14 protein-coding genes are annotated in these 17,038 nt (G+C 57.6%); 4 read left to right on the top strand and 10 right to left on the bottom strand.

All coding sequences use genetic code 11. The annotated features are described in order from the left end of the window. The first annotated feature begins 11 nt into the window (after positions 1-11). Both ACT3UA_RS16630 and ACT3UA_RS16625 read left to right on the top strand, forming a co-directional pair. Positions 12-1,109 carry a pyridoxal-phosphate-dependent aminotransferase family protein gene (locus tag ACT3UA_RS16630; protein WP_444617451.1) on the top strand — a complete coding sequence of 366 codons (1,098 nt, stop codon included), beginning with the start codon at positions 12-14 and terminating at the stop codon, positions 1,107-1,109. Positions 1,110-1,430: 321 nt separating this feature from the next. Further along, entirely contained in the window at positions 1,431-1,871 is a 441-nt protein-coding gene (locus tag ACT3UA_RS16625; protein ID WP_444617449.1) for a DUF4282 domain-containing protein, read from the top strand. Between the two features lie 153 nt (positions 1,872-2,024). On the opposite strand, the gene ACT3UA_RS16620 is transcribed toward ACT3UA_RS16625, so the two are convergent. From ACT3UA_RS16620 to ACT3UA_RS16605, 4 genes are read right to left on the bottom strand one after another with little or no spacing between them, the layout of a single operon-like run. Next, the gene (locus ACT3UA_RS16620; protein WP_444617447.1) at positions 2,025-2,429 is read right to left on the bottom strand and encodes a universal stress protein; all 405 of its coding nucleotides are present in this window, start codon (positions 2,427-2,429) and stop codon (positions 2,025-2,027) included. Further along, positions 2,426-4,027: a tripartite tricarboxylate transporter permease gene (locus ACT3UA_RS16615; RefSeq protein WP_444617445.1), complete on the bottom strand. Its 1,602-nt coding sequence runs from the start codon at positions 4,025-4,027 to the stop codon at positions 2,426-2,428. The genes ACT3UA_RS16620 and ACT3UA_RS16615 overlap by 4 nt, the downstream gene beginning before the upstream one ends. A 21-nt stretch (positions 4,028-4,048) precedes the next feature. Next, complete coding sequence (locus tag ACT3UA_RS16610; RefSeq protein WP_444617443.1) at positions 4,049-4,552, bottom strand: tripartite tricarboxylate transporter TctB family protein; 504 nt, start codon at positions 4,550-4,552, stop codon at positions 4,049-4,051. After that, on the bottom strand, positions 4,549-5,568 hold the full coding sequence (locus ACT3UA_RS16605; protein WP_444617441.1) for a Bug family tripartite tricarboxylate transporter substrate binding protein: 1,020 nt from the start codon (positions 5,566-5,568) through the stop codon (positions 4,549-4,551). Before ACT3UA_RS16605 ends, ACT3UA_RS16610 begins: the two co-directional genes overlap by 4 nt. Before the next feature lie 221 nt (positions 5,569-5,789). On the opposite strand from ACT3UA_RS16605, the gene ACT3UA_RS16600 reads away from it, so the two are divergent. Beyond that, entirely contained in the window at positions 5,790-7,397 is a 1,608-nt protein-coding gene (locus tag ACT3UA_RS16600) for a sensor histidine kinase (RefSeq protein ID WP_444617439.1), read from the top strand. A 10-nt stretch (positions 7,398-7,407) separates the two neighbouring features. Further along, positions 7,408-8,079: a response regulator gene (locus tag ACT3UA_RS16595; protein ID WP_444617437.1), complete on the top strand. Its 672-nt coding sequence runs from the start codon at positions 7,408-7,410 to the stop codon at positions 8,077-8,079. Positions 8,080-8,451: 372 nt separating this feature from the next. Here ACT3UA_RS16595 and ACT3UA_RS16590 read toward each other — a convergent pair whose 3' ends face one another. The 6 genes from ACT3UA_RS16590 to ACT3UA_RS16565 all read right to left on the bottom strand — a co-directional run bounded on the left by ACT3UA_RS16590 (position 8,452) and on the right by ACT3UA_RS16565 (position 16,786). After that, entirely contained in the window at positions 8,452-9,852 is a 1,401-nt protein-coding gene (locus tag ACT3UA_RS16590; RefSeq protein ID WP_444617435.1) for a flavin-containing monooxygenase, read from the bottom strand. A 756-nt stretch (positions 9,853-10,608) separates the two neighbouring features. Beyond that, entirely contained in the window at positions 10,609-11,469 is an 861-nt protein-coding gene (locus ACT3UA_RS16585; RefSeq protein ID WP_444617433.1) for a prephenate dehydratase, read from the bottom strand. A gap of 255 nt (positions 11,470-11,724) precedes the next feature. Then, on the bottom strand, positions 11,725-12,021 hold the full coding sequence (locus ACT3UA_RS16580; RefSeq protein ID WP_444617483.1) for a DUF3024 domain-containing protein: 297 nt from the start codon (positions 12,019-12,021) through the stop codon (positions 11,725-11,727). A 141-nt stretch (positions 12,022-12,162) separates the two neighbouring features. Continuing rightward, on the bottom strand, positions 12,163-13,179 hold the full coding sequence (locus ACT3UA_RS16575; protein ID WP_096288235.1) for an NAD-dependent epimerase/dehydratase family protein: 1,017 nt from the start codon (positions 13,177-13,179) through the stop codon (positions 12,163-12,165). Beyond that, positions 13,176-15,767, bottom strand: a complete 2,592-nt coding sequence (locus ACT3UA_RS16570; protein WP_444617481.1) for an alpha/beta fold hydrolase — start codon at positions 15,765-15,767, stop codon at positions 13,176-13,178. Before ACT3UA_RS16570 ends, ACT3UA_RS16575 begins: the two co-directional genes overlap by 4 nt. Beyond that, a complete protein-coding gene (locus ACT3UA_RS16565; RefSeq protein WP_176484261.1) occupies positions 15,761-16,786 on the bottom strand; it encodes a 3-oxoacyl-ACP synthase III in 1,026 nt (341 codons plus the stop codon). The genes ACT3UA_RS16570 and ACT3UA_RS16565 overlap by 7 nt, the downstream gene beginning before the upstream one ends. Positions 16,787-17,038: the final 252 nt, after the last annotated feature.

The following is a 17,038-nucleotide window of genomic DNA, read 5'->3' as shown; positions in this document are numbered from 1 at the left end:
AGTGAGTAGTCATGAGCACGACTGTTCTACAACGTCATTTGTTCGGCCCAGGTCCCTGCAACCCATATCCGGAAGCAACTGCAGCCTTGGGGCTTCCCCTACTTGGTCACCTGGACCCAGCCTTCATTGCCCGCATGGACCGCGTAGGCGATGGACTGCGCGCTTTGTGGGGAACCAAGAACACTCGTACCTTGCCGCTGAGTGCTACCGGTTCCGCCGGCATGGAAGCGGCCTTCGTGAATACCATCAATCCAGGGGATGTGGCAGTCATTGCCATCAATGGGCTGTTTGGTGAGCGCATGTGCGAGGTAGCCTCGCGCGTGGGCGCAGAAGTGGTTCGTGTGGACCACGAGTACGGAACGCCAATCGACGCCGAGCGCGTCGCCGCGGCACACCCGAATCCCACCGTGATTGCTGGCGTGCATGCTGAGACGAGCACCGGAGTGGTTTCCGATATTGCCGCACTCGGCGCGATCAAGGGCGATGCCTTGCTGATTGTGGATGCGGTGACTTCCATTGGCGGAATGCCGGTCTTGGCAGACGAGTGGGGAATCGACGTCGGCTACGCCGGAACCCAGAAATGCCTTGGGGTGGCTCCCGGTCTGGCACCATTCACCATCTCTGACCGCGCGTTCGAACGCCGCGTTCAGAAGCCCCAGTCCTGGTACCTGGATCTCGGTCTGCTCGGTGGATACGCCACCGGCGCAAGCGGCGGTGGGCGCACCTACCACCACACGGCACCGGTTGCCATGGTCACTTCCTTGGAAGCCGGCATCGACCGGATTCTCGCCGAAGGCCTGGACGCGGTGACCACGCGCCATCAGGAAGCTGGCAAGCTGTTGCAAGATGGTCTAGTGGCCATGGGCCTGGAACTATTTGCCGCCGAAGGCCATCGACTGCCGCAACTGACTACCGTTAAGGTTCCAGAAGGGACGGACTCGGCCAAGGTGCGCGGCTACCTGCTGGAGCGTTTCAACATCGAAATCGGTGGCGGCGTCGGACAGTACGCAAACACCGTGTGGCGTATCGGTCTGATGGGGCCGAACGCTAACCCAACCTCGGTGGCGCTGATTCTTGCTGCGCTGAAAGAAGCAATCGACAAGGCCTAGCAAAACAGTCCTGTGACTTTCTAGAGACGTGGCGCAGCTTAGTCAGTGGCTGCGATAGCTACTTTGAAGATGTTTGGTAAGTGACTCTGAACCTTGTTCTGGGTGGCGGGCTGAGCCTCATGCGGGCGTTCCCAATAAGTATCCCATTCTCGTCTAGTTGAACACTATTGGACGCTGCTGAAACTCAAGATGAACATTGTCGATGACTTTCTGTTTATCCAACCCAGTAGAAAATAGTTTGTCATGCGTCAGGACAATCCCTTTGGTTTGCGGTAGCCTCTTACAAGTCAGTTGAGTCCATGAAAGAAAGTTGGCTGCGCAGTGAAAGCATTATTTGATTTCGGGTTCCGTAAATTTGTCACGCCGTCAATTATCAAGATCGTATACATCTTGATCATGATCATGCTGGTCGTGTCCTACCTCGGGTTCACCATCGCGGCCTTCAACGAAGACGCCATCTTTGGCCTCCTGGTGTTGCTAGTTCTCGGCCCGCTCTTCGTTTTGATCTACCTCGTGTTTGCTCGCGCATGCTTGGAATCGTTGATCGCGCAGATTCGTACCGCTGAAAATACGTCTGAGCTTGTGCGCCTGGCCGGTGGAACGCCACCAAACGAGCTGTCGACTGGAATGGTTCCGCCAAATCCTGCCGGACCATCGACTACTAACATCCGCCCGGCAAATCAAGCCGATCCGACTCGTCCGGTCAACCGACAGGACCCGGAAGACGGATCAACCCCTCCAACTAACCCATACAAGTCCTAAACGGCTAGTAGGTCATGCCGGGCACGGAAGTTTTCGTGCCCGGCGTTTCTTTTCTTCGATTTAGTGTTGGTTTCGTGGCAGCGGCCGGAGAACGCTGAAGCCCGGGCGTGCAAGAGAGATTCTCTTTCACGCCCGGGCTTCAGTTATCTAGTGTTACTGCCAGGCGTTGTCTGCCTTCACCGAGAGGACTGGGCAACCAGCCTGCATCAGGATGCGTTGCGCGGTGCTGCCCATAATGAACTTGCCTACCGTGGTGCGTTTGCGCAGTCCGATGACGATGAGTTGCGCTCGTTGCGCTTCGGCGACTCGCAGAACCTCGTCCGCTGCATCGCGTCCCTGGGCAGAGCGTTCGATCCAGTGTTCAATTCCGGCGTCAGCGAGGCGTTCTTCCAGGAGATGAAATTCCCTGGCATCGATCAGTCGATCATCTACCAATGCATCTCCTTTTGACGAGTTGACCACCACAAGTCGAGCCTGCACGCGTTGTGCCTCGACGATTGCCTGGTCTAGAGCCGCTTCACCCTGTGGGGAGGGGAGATAACCGACAACAATTGTCATGATTTGTCCTTTCCGTCCTGCTCGTCTTCTGCCGAGTGACGTGCTCCGGTTGACAGGCCGGCTTCGGTCTTTTCCAACTCGTCTTCGCTGATGGCTCCGCCGGCGGCTAAGCCTGCGGTGAGCTCGGAGGTGCCGCCTCGTGCCTTGCGAATCATGTTGAGGATCGTTGGGATGAGCAGCAAGATGGCAATGATGATGTAGATCGTCACCGCTACCGGCTCACTCCAGAGCCCGGAGATCTCACCAGCACTGAGCTGGAATGACTTACGCAGTTGTTGTTCTGCCATGGGACCAATGATCACGCCGAGGACCAACGGGAGGATCGGCAGCCCAAAGCGGCGCAAGGCAAAGCCCAGCAGGCCGAGCAATAGTAGTAGCCACAAGTCCGCGGTCTGCATGTTCACCGAGAACGCGCCCAAAGTGGCGAAAAACAGAATGCCTGCGTATAAGAACGGACGCGGGATCTTCAGCAGCTTCGCCCACAACGGTGCCAGCGGAAGGTTGAGCAGCAGCAACAGCGTGTTGCCAATGAACAGACTGGCAATTAGTGCCCAAACCAGGTCTGGTTCATTTTCAAAGAGCAGGGGACCCGGCTGGATGCCCTTCATGGTCAAGAATGCGAGCATGACGGCTGCGGTGGCGTTTGTCGGCAGTCCCAACGCCAGCATCGGTGTCAGAGTACCGGCGGCCGAAGCGTTGTTCGCGGCCTCTGGACCTGCCACACCCTCGATGGCACCGTGTCCGAATTCCTCCGGGTGCTTGGAAAGCTTCTTCTCGGTCACGTAGGAGAGGAAAGTTGGAACTTCGGCGCCGCCAGCGGGCAATGCACCGAACGGGAACCCATAAGCGGTGCCGCGCAGCCATGGCTTCCATGAGCGCTTACAATCTTCCTTACCCATCCAAGGGCGTCCGACCGGAATCGTGCGTGCAGGATTGCGCCGGAGGTGAGCTGCGATCCATAGCGCCTCGCCGATAGCGAAGATCGCCACGGCAACCACCACGATATCCATGCCATCAATCAGTGGAGCGAAGCCAAAGGTCAGACGGCTCTGCCCAGAAACCGGGTCCATGCCGACCAAGCCAATGGCCAGGCCAAGGCCAAGAGCTGCGAAACCACGGATCTTTGAAGACCCGAGAACCGCGGTAACCGTAACCAGGGCGAGAACCATGATGGCGAAATAACTCGGAGCGCCAAGGCTTACCGCGAACTTCACCACAAACGGTGCCACGGTCACTAGCAAGGCGGTGCCGATGGTGCCTGCAACAAACGAGCCGATGGCAGCGGTGGCCAACGCTTGGGAAGCACGTCCAGCCTTGGCCATCTTGTGGCCCTCGATGGCCGTGATAACCGTGGAAGATTCGCCCGGTGTATTGAGCAGGATAGAGGTGGTCGAGCCGCCGTACATGCCGCCATAGTAAATGCCGGCAAACATGATGAGGGAGCTAGAGGTTTCCATGCCATAAGTGACCGGCAGCAACAGTGCTACGGCCATGGCTGGGCCAATCCCGGGCAGGACACCTACGGCCGTCCCTAAGATCACGCCAACCAGTGCAAAGAGCAAGTTGACGGGAGTAAGCGCCGAAGCGAAACCATCCATCAATAGATTTAATGTTTCCAACTACAGCACCCCCGAAAGAATTCCGGCTGGCAGCTTGATACCCAAGCCCAAGTAGAAGCCGTAAAAGGTACCAAGCGACATAGCGATTGAGATTAGCAACGTCAGTACGTAGCGCCGGCTACCCAAAGAAATAGCTGCGCCGAAGAACAGAATGGTTCCCGAGATGACCCAGCCGGCTGTGTTGATCAATAAGATGTTGACCACAAATACTGCCAGTAGCGGAAGGACAACCTTCCAGTCCGAAGGCTGGCTAAGGTCAACGTCTTCGCCTTCCTCGCCCTCGGCGAGGTTTCCGCGGAGCACGGTAATAGCCAGAGCAATGGAAGAAAGTACCAGGATTCCCGCAACCCCATAAGGCAGGGCCTTGGGACCCACCACGTCGGACTGGGAGTACGTCACATGCAACTGCGACGCATCAACGAACACAATGATTCCCACCAGAAAAAGAAACGCGGCGAACAGGAGTTCGACGCGCTTCTTTTTCACTGTGGTTACTTGGCTCACGCCAGACCCAGGGTCTTGAGCACGGTAGCTACACGCTCGTCCTGCTCGGTGAGGAAGGTCGAGAACTCGTCGCCCGTCATGAACGCGTCGGTCCAACCGTTGGTTTCCAGAGCTGTCTGCCATTCTTCGGAGTCGTGCATCTTGGTGACCGCCTCGGTCCACTTCGCCTTGTCCTCATCCGAGATCTCCGGTGGCGCTACCAGGCCGCGCCAGTTGGAGAAGACCAAGTCAATATCGGACTCCTGCAAGGTTGGTGAATCAACACCTTCCAGACGTTCTTCGCCACTGGTCGCCAGGACGCGAACGGAGCCTTCTTCGATCTGCTGCATGTACTCGCCGGCGCCGGAAGCTGCGAAATCGAGCTTGTTCCCCAAGATGGCTGGGAGCAGATCGCCACCGCCGTCATAGGACACGAAGTTCACGTCCTTGGGATCAATTCCTACGGCTTCGGCCAGCTGCATCGGCAGCAGGTGGTCGGGTCCACCCGGCGACGAGCCGCCACCGACCGAGAGCTTCCCTGGATCCTTCTTCCACGCAGCTACAAGATCATCAATGGTCTTGTATGGGGAATCCTTGGACACCATGATTGCGCCCGGCTCTTCGATGAGCTTTGCAATCGGGGTGGTCTCGGTCAGCTTGGCTTCTGATTCATTGGTGTAGCTTGCGCCCACCACGCCCAGGCCCATGAGCATCCCTAGGTCTCCGTTGCCTTTTTCGTTGACGATTCGGGCAAGACCAACGGTGCCGCCAGCGCCGGCAAGGTTGAAGACTTCGAGATTTGAGGCGATTGCTGCGTCATCCATGACTTGCGCTGCCACGCGAGCGGTGGTGTCATAGCCGCCACCTGCGGTATTTGGAACCATGATGCGCAGGCCCTCGAGTGGGCCGCTTGCGGCGGAGCCGGAGGCGCTAGGGTCGCTGCTAGAGCTGGTGACGCCGCAACCCGTTGCGGTCAGTGCGAGCGTTGCAGCGGCGGCTACCGCTGTCAGCATGCGGAGGGACTTGAAAGTTTTCATGGATTCAGCCTTTGCCTTCATTGGGGTGCGAATAGTTCAACACTAAGCAGGTGAGTGAGGCAGGTCACGCTTGCGTACGCAAAGAAAATACTGTTCATTGTGTAACCAAAAATTGTGAGCTGGCTCATCCGAAACTTCGGTAAAGTTGCCGGGTGCACTGCAATAGCTGTGCCGTAGGGGAAACATCTGCAAGGACAGCAGATGACGGGTAAGGAGGGGCAGTGAAGACTGCAAGAGACTGGCCCAGCGAACTATTCGCCAACAGGATGTCCCTCGCCGGGCAGTACCTCATATTGCAGTTGCTGATCATTGGCGTAGTGGTCACCGGATTTGTGGTGGTCTCAATTACCCAGGCAACGAATACCTTTGAAAAAGAAGAAGGCCGGCGCAGCCTTTCCGCAGCAGAATCGCTAGCGGCCAATCCGCTCTTGCGGGTTCTCCTCCCGGGTGCCGAACCGGAAATGGGGTCCGCGCTGCCGGCCATGGCCGAATCTGTACGCAGTATCTCGGGCCTGCAATTTGTCACAATTGCGGATCCTAGCGGTGAGGCGATCACGTCCAGCTTTCCCGACGAGGTGGGCACCTCAATTCTTCAGCCCGAGTCTCAGATCACCGAAGGACGGGGTTGGACCGGCGATATCTGGCGCAAGGGGAAGCACGTGTTGATTGCTCAAGTGCCTGTCTTGGACGATGACGGGTCGATGGTGGGGATTGTGAGCACAGGGCAAAAATACCCTTCAACGCAGGCTGTCATTCGTGAAATCGCGCCCAACGCACTATTCACCCTCCTCATCTCACTTTTCTTGGGGGCCACCGGCTCGGTGCTCCTGTCCAGACGTGTCAAGCGCCAAACCCGCGGCATGGAACCAAGAGAAATTTCTGAACTCTTCGAACACCGTGAAGCCTTACTGCACGGAGTGAAAGAGGGGATCATTTCTGTCTCCCCGGATCACCGGGTCATGCTCGCCAACGACATCGCCATAGAGTTGTTGCAACTACCCAATAACTGCGTGGGACAAACCCTTGACCAGCTGGAGGTGGCACCGCAGGTTACTCGTGCTCTAACCACGCAACAGCAACAGGCAGACCGGCAATTCCTCATCGCCGAACGAGTGCTGGTCTTCAACCGCATGCCAGTGATGACCGCGGGCAGGGACCTTGGCTCGGTGACCACTTTCCGCGATCGAACCGAGCTGACCCTCTTGGAGCAAGAACTCGGAGATAGCAAAGCAACGTCGGACATGCTCCGAGCCCAAACCCACGAGTTCGCCAATCAGCTCCACGCGATCTCCGGACTCATTCAATTAGGCGAGTATGACGAAGTCGTTGGATTCATTGACGGGGTGAGCTTCAGCCGCAGCAAACTCTTTGAAGATGTCGCAGCGCGAATCACCGAACCAACCATAGCCGCCTTGCTCATTGCCAAGGCCAGCGTTGCGACCGAACGCGGTATTCAACTCACCGTTACAGAGGACTCCAACCTGGGCCGCAATGATGACCAACTTGCTCGGGACTTGACCACCGTTATCGGAAACCTCGTAGACAACGCCATAGACGCGGTATCAGCGGTGAGCCAACCACGCATCGAACTACGCATTGCAGAAAGCGATACGCAAATTACCGTTGTGGTGGGCGACAATGGTTCGGGGGTAGATGACGCGGCGATCGATGAAATCTTTACCCAGGGATTCTCCACCAAAGACACGACCGTCTCCGGGGGAAGGGGATTCGGGCTGGCTTTAACCAGACTGGTCTGCCGTCGCCGCGCCGGGGACGTCCAAGCGGTCAATGACCACGGTGCGCGTTTCACCGCCACACTCAGGAAGTAGGGAACAACTCGTGATCAAAGTACTGGTGATCGATGATGACTTCATGGTCGCCAAGGTGCACTCCGGGTTCGTCAATAACGAGCCGGGATTCTCGGTTGTGGGAGTAGCCCACTCGGCCAACGACGCGATCAAAGCCGTAACCGCACTCTCGCCAGATCTCGCGTTGCTAGATATCCACCTACCCGATATGAACGGGCTCGACCTGCTCCAACGGCTACGCGAAGTACAGCCGGACTTAGATGTCATCGTCATTAGCGCGGCCCGAGAAATGGACACCGTCCGCCGTGCTTTAAGGGGCGGAATCGTCCACTACCTGATGAAGCCGTTCTCCCGCGAAGATCTTCGCGAACGGCTGGAGCACTATTCGAAAACTTACCAGCCGCTGCAAGAGGCAGATCAAGAACTGGAACAGGCAGACGTGAACCGGCTCTTCGGACTGAGCGGGCAGAACCGACGCCCCCTGCCCAAAGGCTGCAGCGCTGAAACGCTGGCACTCGTGGAAAACATCGTCAAGGAAGCCACTAATCCCATCTCCGCCACCGAAACCGCCGAGAAGCTCGGCACCTCGCGGGTGAGCGCTCGCCGGTATCTGGAGTACTTGGCCGAAGAGAACCTGGCTCAGGTGAATCTGCGATACGGGGGAGTGGGCAGACCCGAGCGACGGTATTCGTGGAAAAGCTAGATGTTGCTTTTCTAGCGACGAGGCTATTGCCGTCCAACTGAACTGAAATCGGACCTTCGGCCGAATAAAGGGGCTTTTCACATTCCAGGGCGCAAATGAGGTTATGCCCACCGGACTTCAGCAAGGAACTGCCTCGGCTGGCATACTGGAAACTAAATCCTCCGGTCTCCTGATTACACGGGAGCATTGCGGAATCTGGATGCAACTTTCGCAACTTGGCACTGGGAGCATTCGAACGTTCCGCCAATCATCCCGAATGCCTATTGGCTTCGGCTATGAAACGACGACGGGATATATACGTATTGCCCTGTGCCGAAAAATCGGCACAGGGCAATAGGCCCTTAACAGCTGAATAATCAAGCCAGATTTTGGCTAGTCGTTACGGGCATTGGCTTTCTCAAGCGCCGTGAGGTCTTCGAGCTTTTCTTCCTGCGGGGATGACATGTAGCGCTGGTAGCTATCGTCCAGCTCGCCGAGCCACGGCGTGTGGTGCTCAGCGGCCATGGTGCCGGTCATGACCGAGCGATAAACCTTATTGCGGTAGGTCATGATGTTCTTCTTCTTGTCGTTCTTCCATGCCATGAAAGTCCGGGTGACTTCATCCAGATCGAACATCGGATAGTCCGTCTGCTCGATGAGGTCGCGAATGTAGTCCGCCTGGAACTTCACTTCATCTTCCGCGGTCTCGATTGCATTGAATCGCTCCAGCCACGCATCTATGCTTGCACGCTGTTCGGACGCTGAAGGGACCGCGGCTTCTCCCAAAACCAGATCACGGACATACCAAGCCTGCGCATCGAACATGTTGAAGGTGAACCATTGATCCTGGGCACCTAGGTAGTAAAGCTGGCTGTTGTTCTCGGAAACCACGCCACGGTACAGAGTGTCCGGGTAGACGTTGTTCGGAGAATCAAGCGCAAGGTCCGAGGGCAAGAAGGGGTAATGGTGCAGATACCCTGTACACAAGACAACAGCATCAAATTTGCGGGAGACACCATTGCTGAAATGTGCAGTGGACCCTTCGAATCGGTCGATGAGGGGGAGCTCTTCGATGCCTTCTGGCCAATCGAATCCCATTGGGGCCGTGCGGTAGCTGTAGGTCACCGAGCGTGCACCCATCTTGAAGGACTGGACGCCAATGTCTTCGGCCGAGTAGCTCGCACCGATCAGCAGAACGTCTTTGCCTGCAAATCGCTCGGCCCCACGGAAGTCATGGGCGTGCATGAGCTCGCCGGGAAAACTTTCGATTCCCTTGAAATCTGGAACATTCGGGAAGCTGAAGTGACCGGTGCCGACAATGACATGATCAAAATCGTTCTTTTCCGTCTGGCCGGTCTGCAGGTCTTCGCTGGTGACGGTGAATAGCTTGGTGGTCTCGTCGTAATCGACCCAGCGCACTACGGTGGCAAAGCGGACGTACTTCTTGACGTCAGACTTCTCTGCGCGGCCATTGATGTAATCCCACAGCACGGCACGCGGTGGGTAGGAAGAAATTGGGCGGCCGAAATGCTCGTCGAAGGTATATTCGGCGAATTCCAAGGCTTCCTTGGGGCCGTTGGACCACAAGTTGCGGTACATGCTCGAATGCACCGGTTCGCCGTTCTTGTCGATGCCGGTGCGCCAGTTGTAGTTCCACTGGCCTCCCCAATCATCTTGCTTCTCAAAGCAGGTGATCTCGGGGATTTCACGCCCTGACTTCTTGGCAGAATCGAATGCCCGCAGCTGGGCGATGCCGCTGGGTCCTGCTCCAATGATGGCGACGCGTTGAGTCAAACATACCTCTCCGGCTTGTTAAGCCTTATTCAAGTTTCGCGCGCTGCTCCGGATCCCGATAGTGGGTTCGTGCGTGCTACGCGAATCAACAAAATGCTCTAAACCAGTCGACCAGTCACGCATAAAAAGCGTTCACATATCGAGGAAAAACTGCCCTGTTCCAAAGGGCATCGTTACCGAGTTTACCAGCTGCCGATTCTATTGACCGGGAAACCGACGGACAGGGAACATGCACCAGGTAGATATAGACGCTGTTTTGAGGCACGGCAAGAGTTAAGCTGCCCCTACGAGCCAAGCCCAGTCGGCGGCTGAAAGCCGGTCAAAATGAGTTGCCCGCAGTTCTTACTTTGCGCACGCAGTCTTGGGTTTTGGGACTAGAAAAGGCCAGCCTCCCTCCTTGTCCATTGGACTGGAAGGGAAGCTGATGAAGTGCTACTGAACGCGGATCGATACGGCGGAGGGGCTTCGCTGGTGGAAAACACTTTTGCGCTGTGGACCACGAACGCTGCGATTAGCGGTTCTTCAGTACCGACGAATCTGGTGTATCCACCAGCGTGCCGGCGCCGAGTCACAGAGGTTGCCGACCAACATTCAATCCAGGAATCTAACCAAGCAGAGGCTCATGAATAGCTCTGAACCGGTAGTAGCGAACCGAGACCAATCCGATGACGATGTGCATCGGACCAGCTGGGAAGGGCTGAATTGACGCGTGGGATAACGGTGAGTTCCAGCGCGTTGTCGCGGGGCGCTGCAGCATTAGATGAATGAAGCAGAACCGGCATGTCGGTGCTCGCTGGCCGCGTAGGTTCCGAGGGTTTTGATCTCCCAAGTGAAGAAATCCAGTTCTTCTAGCGCAAGCCGAACGGGCAGATCTTCCGGGTGCCCTTCTATATCAACCATGAAGGTGGTCGCGGCGAAAGTGGAGCCGACCATGTAGCTTTCCATACGAGTGAGGTTCACGCCATTTGTCGCGAATCCACCAAGTGCCTTGTACAGCGCACTGGGTACGTTGCGTACTTGGAAAACCAAGCTCGTGATGACGTCATCGGGCAGTTGTGCTCGGGTGGGCAGTGCTTGTTTACGGGCTAGCACAACGAATCTGGTCATATTCGTGGGGTCGTCTTCGACCCCGCTGGACAGGACCTCAAGTCCGTAAAGTTCTGCGGCCATCGGCGGGGCCAACGACAATTTTCGAGGGTCATTCCAATCCCGGATCTCGCGGGCGGACCCTGCCGTATCCCCGGCGATGACAGGGGTCAGCTGATGTTCGCGGATCAAACGTCGGCACTGGCCTAGCGCGTGGATGTGGCTGTGGACCTCGGTGGCGGCTTCGATGCTGCTACCGGGAATTCCGAGTAGGTCGAAACGGATTCTGAGGTAATGCTCTCCAACGATTTGGAGGTCAGATTCCGGGAGCAATACATGGATATCGGCAACGCGACCGGCAATGGAATTCTCTATTGGAATCATGGCGAGCTCTGCCGCGCCACTTTCGACCATCGCAAACGCATCCTCGAAGCTGGCGCACGGGACGGCTTCCATATCGGGGAACCTCTCGGTGCAAGCGATGTTTGAGTTCGATCCGGCTTCACCCTGATAAGAAATCTTATTGCTCATTGAATCAACTTAGCGCAGAGTACTGCCACTGCAAGAAAGAGTGAATCAAGGTTTCCTGACATGCGCCTTTTTCGGAATTCTGCGCAGTTGCCGCAGGAGCAGTTGCTCCGTGGCCGGCTCAGCCCCACCAAGAACATGCAGCATGCTGGGCAGTTTCAGAACTCATTTCGCATGGTATCAATGCTGACAGTTTGTATTTCAGGGCCACCCCGATCTGCTGATTGAGGAGCGACATAGCCGACTGTTAATGAACGCTTATCCGAAGAAGATTGGGTCCTGGCTGCCGGACAGAAAATCCAGAATTTCTTGAACTGCGGCAGTCGGACCCAGCATCTCGTATTTGTGAAATTTCAAGTTGCGGTCACGCCAATATAGGCTCCACAAACCTGTTGAACTGACGTATCGGAGTCTAGCAATGGGTGATCGTATCCAGTCTCCGCGGCCATCCCATGGGGGTCGTGACTCAAGAATGGTGACGTGATGTGGTGCTTCCTCGCATACTAGCTGTAAGCGATCGTGGACACTCTCAGGTATCTGCTGAGCGCACCACATTCGGACGCACGCTAATTCTGGTTCGGGGATCATCTCGAAGTAATCCTCCAGGTCCGGGTCGCAGAAGCAGTAGAACGTTTCGAGCCATCCAGGAGTGCCTTCCGGGCTGAAGAGACTATTCTGTAGCTATTTTCCAAAAATCTATCGATCAAGCTCAACGTAGTGGGAAGCGAGTCTTTGCAATCCCTCAGTGATGGTTACTTCAGGTTTCCAATCCAAGATTTCGTGCGTTTCGCGCTGGTCAAACCAGTGCGCGGTTGACAACTGCTCCGCAAGGAACCGAGTCATTGGCGGCTCGTCGTGTACAAGATTCTTGGCGCCAGCCGCAAGCCAGAGGCGTTCAATGACCGACCCCGCACCGCGTGCAAGCCATCCCGGAACGTTTAGCCGGGGGGCCGGTGCGCCGCCCGCTTGGCAGATCCCTGCAATGAGCTCGCCCACTGGGCGCGGCTCACCATTGGTAACTACCAGGGCACGACCGTGAGCAAACTCCATGCGCTCGAGGCCACGGACAATCGCCGTGGCCGCATTGTCGATGTATGTGGTGTCAATGAGCGCGGCCCCATGATCCAGCAGCGGTAGTCGTCCGGCTTTTGCTCGCTGAATGACCCGCTCAACCAGCTGCGTGTCGCCGGGACCCCAGACCACGTGGGGTCTGATCGCCGCTACACGGAAGCCATCCGAATCTTGGGCAAGAGCATTGAGCTCCGCCGCCGCTTTGGACCGCGCGTAATTTCCGCGGGCCCGCTCAGGATCGGCCGCACCGGCGGTTGCGCCGGCCAACGGTTCTCCGAAGTGCGCCACCGAAGGGGAAGAAACAAAAACGAAGTCTTTGATTCCGGCTTCTTTGGAAGCCCTGAGCAGATTATTGGTTCCATTGATATTCGTGTCGACAAATTCTTGCCATGCACCGGTGAATGAAACCTTGGCCGCCAGATGGATGACGGCATCCATACCCTCGGTTGCTTGCCCTACTGCCTCAGAATCCGTAAGCGAACCCAACACGTCGTCCGTGGCTCCCTGCGATGGTCTGCGTTGGAAAGTCCGGACATGATGGCCTTGGGTGCGTAGCAGCTCTGCTACGGCGCCGCCAAGCATTCCGCTGGCGCCGGTGACTAGGACGCGACGGGTTGGCGCGGAACTTTGCTTTTCACTCATGGCTTGCCGATCCTTCCGCCGGCCAGTGTGGTCGCCGCCCAGCCTGCCAGAGCCGCACGGTCAATCTTGGAATTGTGCCTAATGTCGGTTGGCAGATCCGGGACTACGAGTACAGCCGAAATTTCCAGCCCGGTTCGTTCCACCGCAGTGCGCACCGCGTGGGCAAATGCCACCGGGGCTGGAGCCGCGCGGCGGGCCGGTGGGACGGTTTCCATCACCACTACGGCGGCTTGAGTCCCTGCTGGTCCGACACCGACCACTGCAGCTCGTCCGGCGCCGGCTACAGATTCGGCTGCTTGCTCCGCTGCCACAGGTGTTTTCGAGCCCGTGGCGGTGTGCAGCACATGGCCGAGACGGCCTTCGACCCATAGTCGTCCCTGGTCATCGAGATGCCCCACGTCTCCGGTGCGGTGCCAGCCAGGAATGGAGGTGCTAACCTGCTCGGTGATCCAGAGCCTGTCGTAGCGGTCCTTCACGTGGGGTGCGCGCACCAGAATTTCACCGGTGAGGTTTGGTTCTTCCAATGGTTCGTTGCCCGCTTGGCCATCGGAACCAAGCGGTGCAATAGCTACTTGAGCCCCCGCCACCGCAGTGCCAACGCATACTCCGTTCCCTGATCCAGCGGCACGAATACCTGCCAAATCAATGTCGGTCACGGGAAGCGCCTCGGTCATCCCATACGGGGTATGCACCCGGGCATTGGGCACCAGGCTCTGGACCCTGGCCAGCAAAGGCTCTGGAATCGGTGCTCCGGCCGAGAGCATCAGGGAGACATTTTCGAGGATCTTGCGTTGGGGTCCGTCTAGGGCGTCTTCAGTTTCCAGCACATTCGCTAAGGCGGCAGGAGACGCGAAGACGGTGGTTGCGTCGACGGCTAAGGCTGCATCCGCCAGCGCCGCGGCGGTCAGGGTGCGCGGTGCCGTAACATCCATATCGGGGGTGACCGAGGTTGCGCCCAAGGCTGGGCCCAGAAGTGCGAATGGCGCAAATCCGGCCACCAGAGCGGAGCCAGCCTTGAGGTTGTACGTTTCGCGCAGGGTGTCCCGCATGGCAGCCAATTGCCGGTGCGTGTAGACCACACCTTTGGCCGGGCCGGTGGACCCGGAGGTGAAGAGTACCGCGGCATCGGCATCCGGGTCGGCTTCGCCAAATGTCGGCGCATCGTGGGCAGCGGAATTACCGGACTCGAGCAGCTCGGGGACGGTATGTGCCACCCCGAGGAGTTTGCGCTTGGTGGCCGGCAAGTTTTCCACGGCAATTCGGGTGCCGGGCCAGCCAAAGAATCTGGCGCCCACGAGTGCACGATCGATCCCGATAAGGAAACTAGGGCCGGCCCCCTTGATGGCACGTCCCAAGCCCTTGGTGCCCAGGCCTGCATCTGCCACCACAATGACCGCGCCCAGACGCAGGCAAGCGTAAATCAGCGAAGTCAATTCGATGCCGGGAGGCACCAAAAGATTAACTCTGGATCCGGCGGTGACACCAATCTGCGAGAGGCCAGCTGCGAGAGCATTGACCCGTTCGCCGAGCTCAGACCAGGACAGGGAGCGCGGGGGATTGATATCCACTACCGCAATGCTGTGGTCATCTGTGCGTGAATCCAGCTCGGCGAGCATCGGACGGTAGTCGCTCAGGGCGGTGGCGCGTGAGGAGTTCTTAGAATCCCGTTCGGCGCCCAACCAATTAAAAATGGGGGAGGCGATATCGCGGTCTTCAGGCAACAGGTGGCTGGCGCCTTCGAAACGGTGCACCTGAGCGTGGGGCAGACGGCCCATCAGATCTCTTAGGTAGCGATCGGAGAACACCGGGTCCTTAGGGCCCCACAGCATGAGCGCCGGAACGGAGAGCGAGCGAATTGCGTCGGAGATCTCCTCCAATGCAGGACGGCTCGGGTGATCTTCGCTAAAAGGAATATCCGCTACGAAGTTTGCGACGCCTGTGCGCTTGTCCGCGCTGGTGTAGGGAGCCATGAATGCCTTGCGGACGTCTGCCTCTAAGGCCGGCTGAGCCAGCGAATGAGTCACTCGAAGGAATGCGTCAGTGCTCTTGGTGCCCCACCCATGGACTGCAGGGTTCGAAGCCAAACGCAGGGCGGCTGGTAGCTCGAAGCCCGCAGGGTGTACGGCGGTGTTGGTAAGGATTACGTTCGCCAGCTGCTCTTGGTGGGCTACGGCCCAGCCCAGGGAAATGATTCCTCCCCAGTCGTGGCCAACCGTGGTGACCTTGCCGTTGAGTCCGAGGCCGTCGATCAAATCGCCTAGGTCGTTGACTCGATCGGCCAGCCGACGGAACTTCCCGGTGCGGGCAGAGAATCCCATATCAAGCTGGTCTACGGCGATGACACGCCACGGCAAGGCGTTGTCCGAAACGTGGCTCAGCAGGCTGCGCCACAGGTAGGACCATGTGGGATTGCCGTGCACGCACACCAGGGTGCCGGCCGGGTGGATACCACGCGCGATGAGTTCTTCTTCGTTGTCCAGCAAATGCCACAGGTGGGTGGTTCCTGGATCGTCTATCTCCGAAGTAGAAGGGACGTCTAGGTAGCCCGAGTATTTTGCATCTACGCCGGGAAAGATCTCGGTCACCAGGCGATCTCCATCATCGCGGTGTTCAGTCCTGAGCCGACGCCCATGCAGAGCACGCGGTCACCAGGCTTTAACGAGTCGGCCTCCTGCGACAAGGTCATTGGCAGGGAAGCAGGCCCCACGTTGCCCCATTTGGAGAAGGTGATCGGCACTCGGTCCTTTACTAGGCCCACGGCTTTGATAATGGCGCTGGTGTAGGACTTCGAGACCTGGTGGGTGACGTAACGGTCCATGGACTTCCAGTCCCAGCCGGAATGGTGTGCTTCATCCCAAGCATCAACTACCAACTCCAAGCCGTTGTCCAGCAGGCCTTTGGTGTCGGTGTACATGCCGGTCGGACCGCCGACACAAAGCTCGTGGTGCTCGGTTCCTGCGCGGGAAACCCCGCCGAGAATGCGGTGTCCGTCAGGGTGAACATCCGCCGGTCCAATGACGGCGGCAGCCGCGCCGGAGCCCAGAGTCAGAGTTGCAAATTCGCGCATGTAGTCTTCACGGGTGGAGTTCTCGGCGTTGAGGCGCTGGAACGTCGTCTCCTGGGTGGGCCGGGAATCTTCACCGGCCACGATCAGCGCGTACTTGATCTGTCCGGAATCAATCATGTTTGCAGCCAGGCTCATACCGTTGACGAACCCTAGGCAGGCGTTGGCCACATCGAAGTTCATGGCGGAGGACGGCAGGCCCAATCCGTTGTGAACCTTTGAGGCTACCGAAGGCTCTAGGTTGCGTCGGGTCACCGAAGTGTTGATCAGGAGGCCGATTTGGCCTGGTTCAACGCCGGCCTGAGCCAGCGCTTTCTTGCCAGCGAGAATCGCCGCATCATCAAATTCCATGCCTTCGGACCACCAGCGGCGTTCTTTGACACCCGACACTCGTTCAAGCAGCTTTTTGGAGAGGCGCAGACGCTTGAGGCTAGGGGCCAGGCGCTCGTCGAATTCTGCCGAACTCATGACCTCAGGTGCAAGTACGCTGTTTACCGCCAAGAGGGCCACATTGTGGTGTTTAAAAGTGGCATTGCCGTTCAAAATTTAGCCTTTGTGTCGGGGCTGTCGCGCCGTTCACGGACGCGACGAAGTAACAATCGTTTGATGCGTTAGAGTCATCAACGAAAAAACGTCTACCTCTACCGTATTCCTTGTTGGAGCGCACTGCGTACACGGGCGCGCTATTTTCAGCGGTTAGCAAGAAACTCTCAGGGTTTTCAGCTAAATTCCAGTGGTTTTCGCTCGGTGAGTTACTGCACAGTAACTTGTTTCTTGCATTTCAGCTAAATGAGG

Source organism: Glutamicibacter sp. 363 (genome assembly GCF_052379505.1).
Classification (GTDB): domain Bacteria; phylum Actinomycetota; class Actinomycetes; order Actinomycetales; family Micrococcaceae; genus Glutamicibacter.
This window is presented reverse-complemented; position numbering and strand designations above follow the sequence as displayed.

Bases quoted from the DNA above. Each gene is read 5' to 3' on its own strand.
- ACT3UA_RS16630 (WP_444617451.1), top strand. From the start codon at position 12: ATGAGCACGACTGTTCTACAACGTCATTTGTTCGGCCCAGGTCCCTGC.
- ACT3UA_RS16620 (WP_444617447.1), bottom strand. From the start codon at position 2,429: ATGACAATTGTTGTCGGTTATCTCCCCTCCCCACAGGGTGAAGCGGCT.
- ACT3UA_RS16615 (WP_444617445.1), bottom strand. From the start codon at position 4,027: ATGGATGGTTTCGCTTCGGCGCTTACTCCCGTCAACTTGCTCTTTGCA.
- ACT3UA_RS16605 (WP_444617441.1), bottom strand. From the start codon at position 5,568: ATGAAAACTTTCAAGTCCCTCCGCATGCTGACAGCGGTAGCCGCCGCT.
- ACT3UA_RS16585 (WP_444617433.1), bottom strand. From the start codon at position 11,469: ATGAGCAATAAGATTTCTTATCAGGGTGAAGCCGGATCGAACTCAAAC.
- ACT3UA_RS16580 (WP_444617483.1), bottom strand. From the start codon at position 12,021: ATGTGGTGCGCTCAGCAGATACCTGAGAGTGTCCACGATCGCTTACAG.
- ACT3UA_RS16575 (WP_096288235.1), bottom strand. From the start codon at position 13,179: ATGAGTGAAAAGCAAAGTTCCGCGCCAACCCGTCGCGTCCTAGTCACC.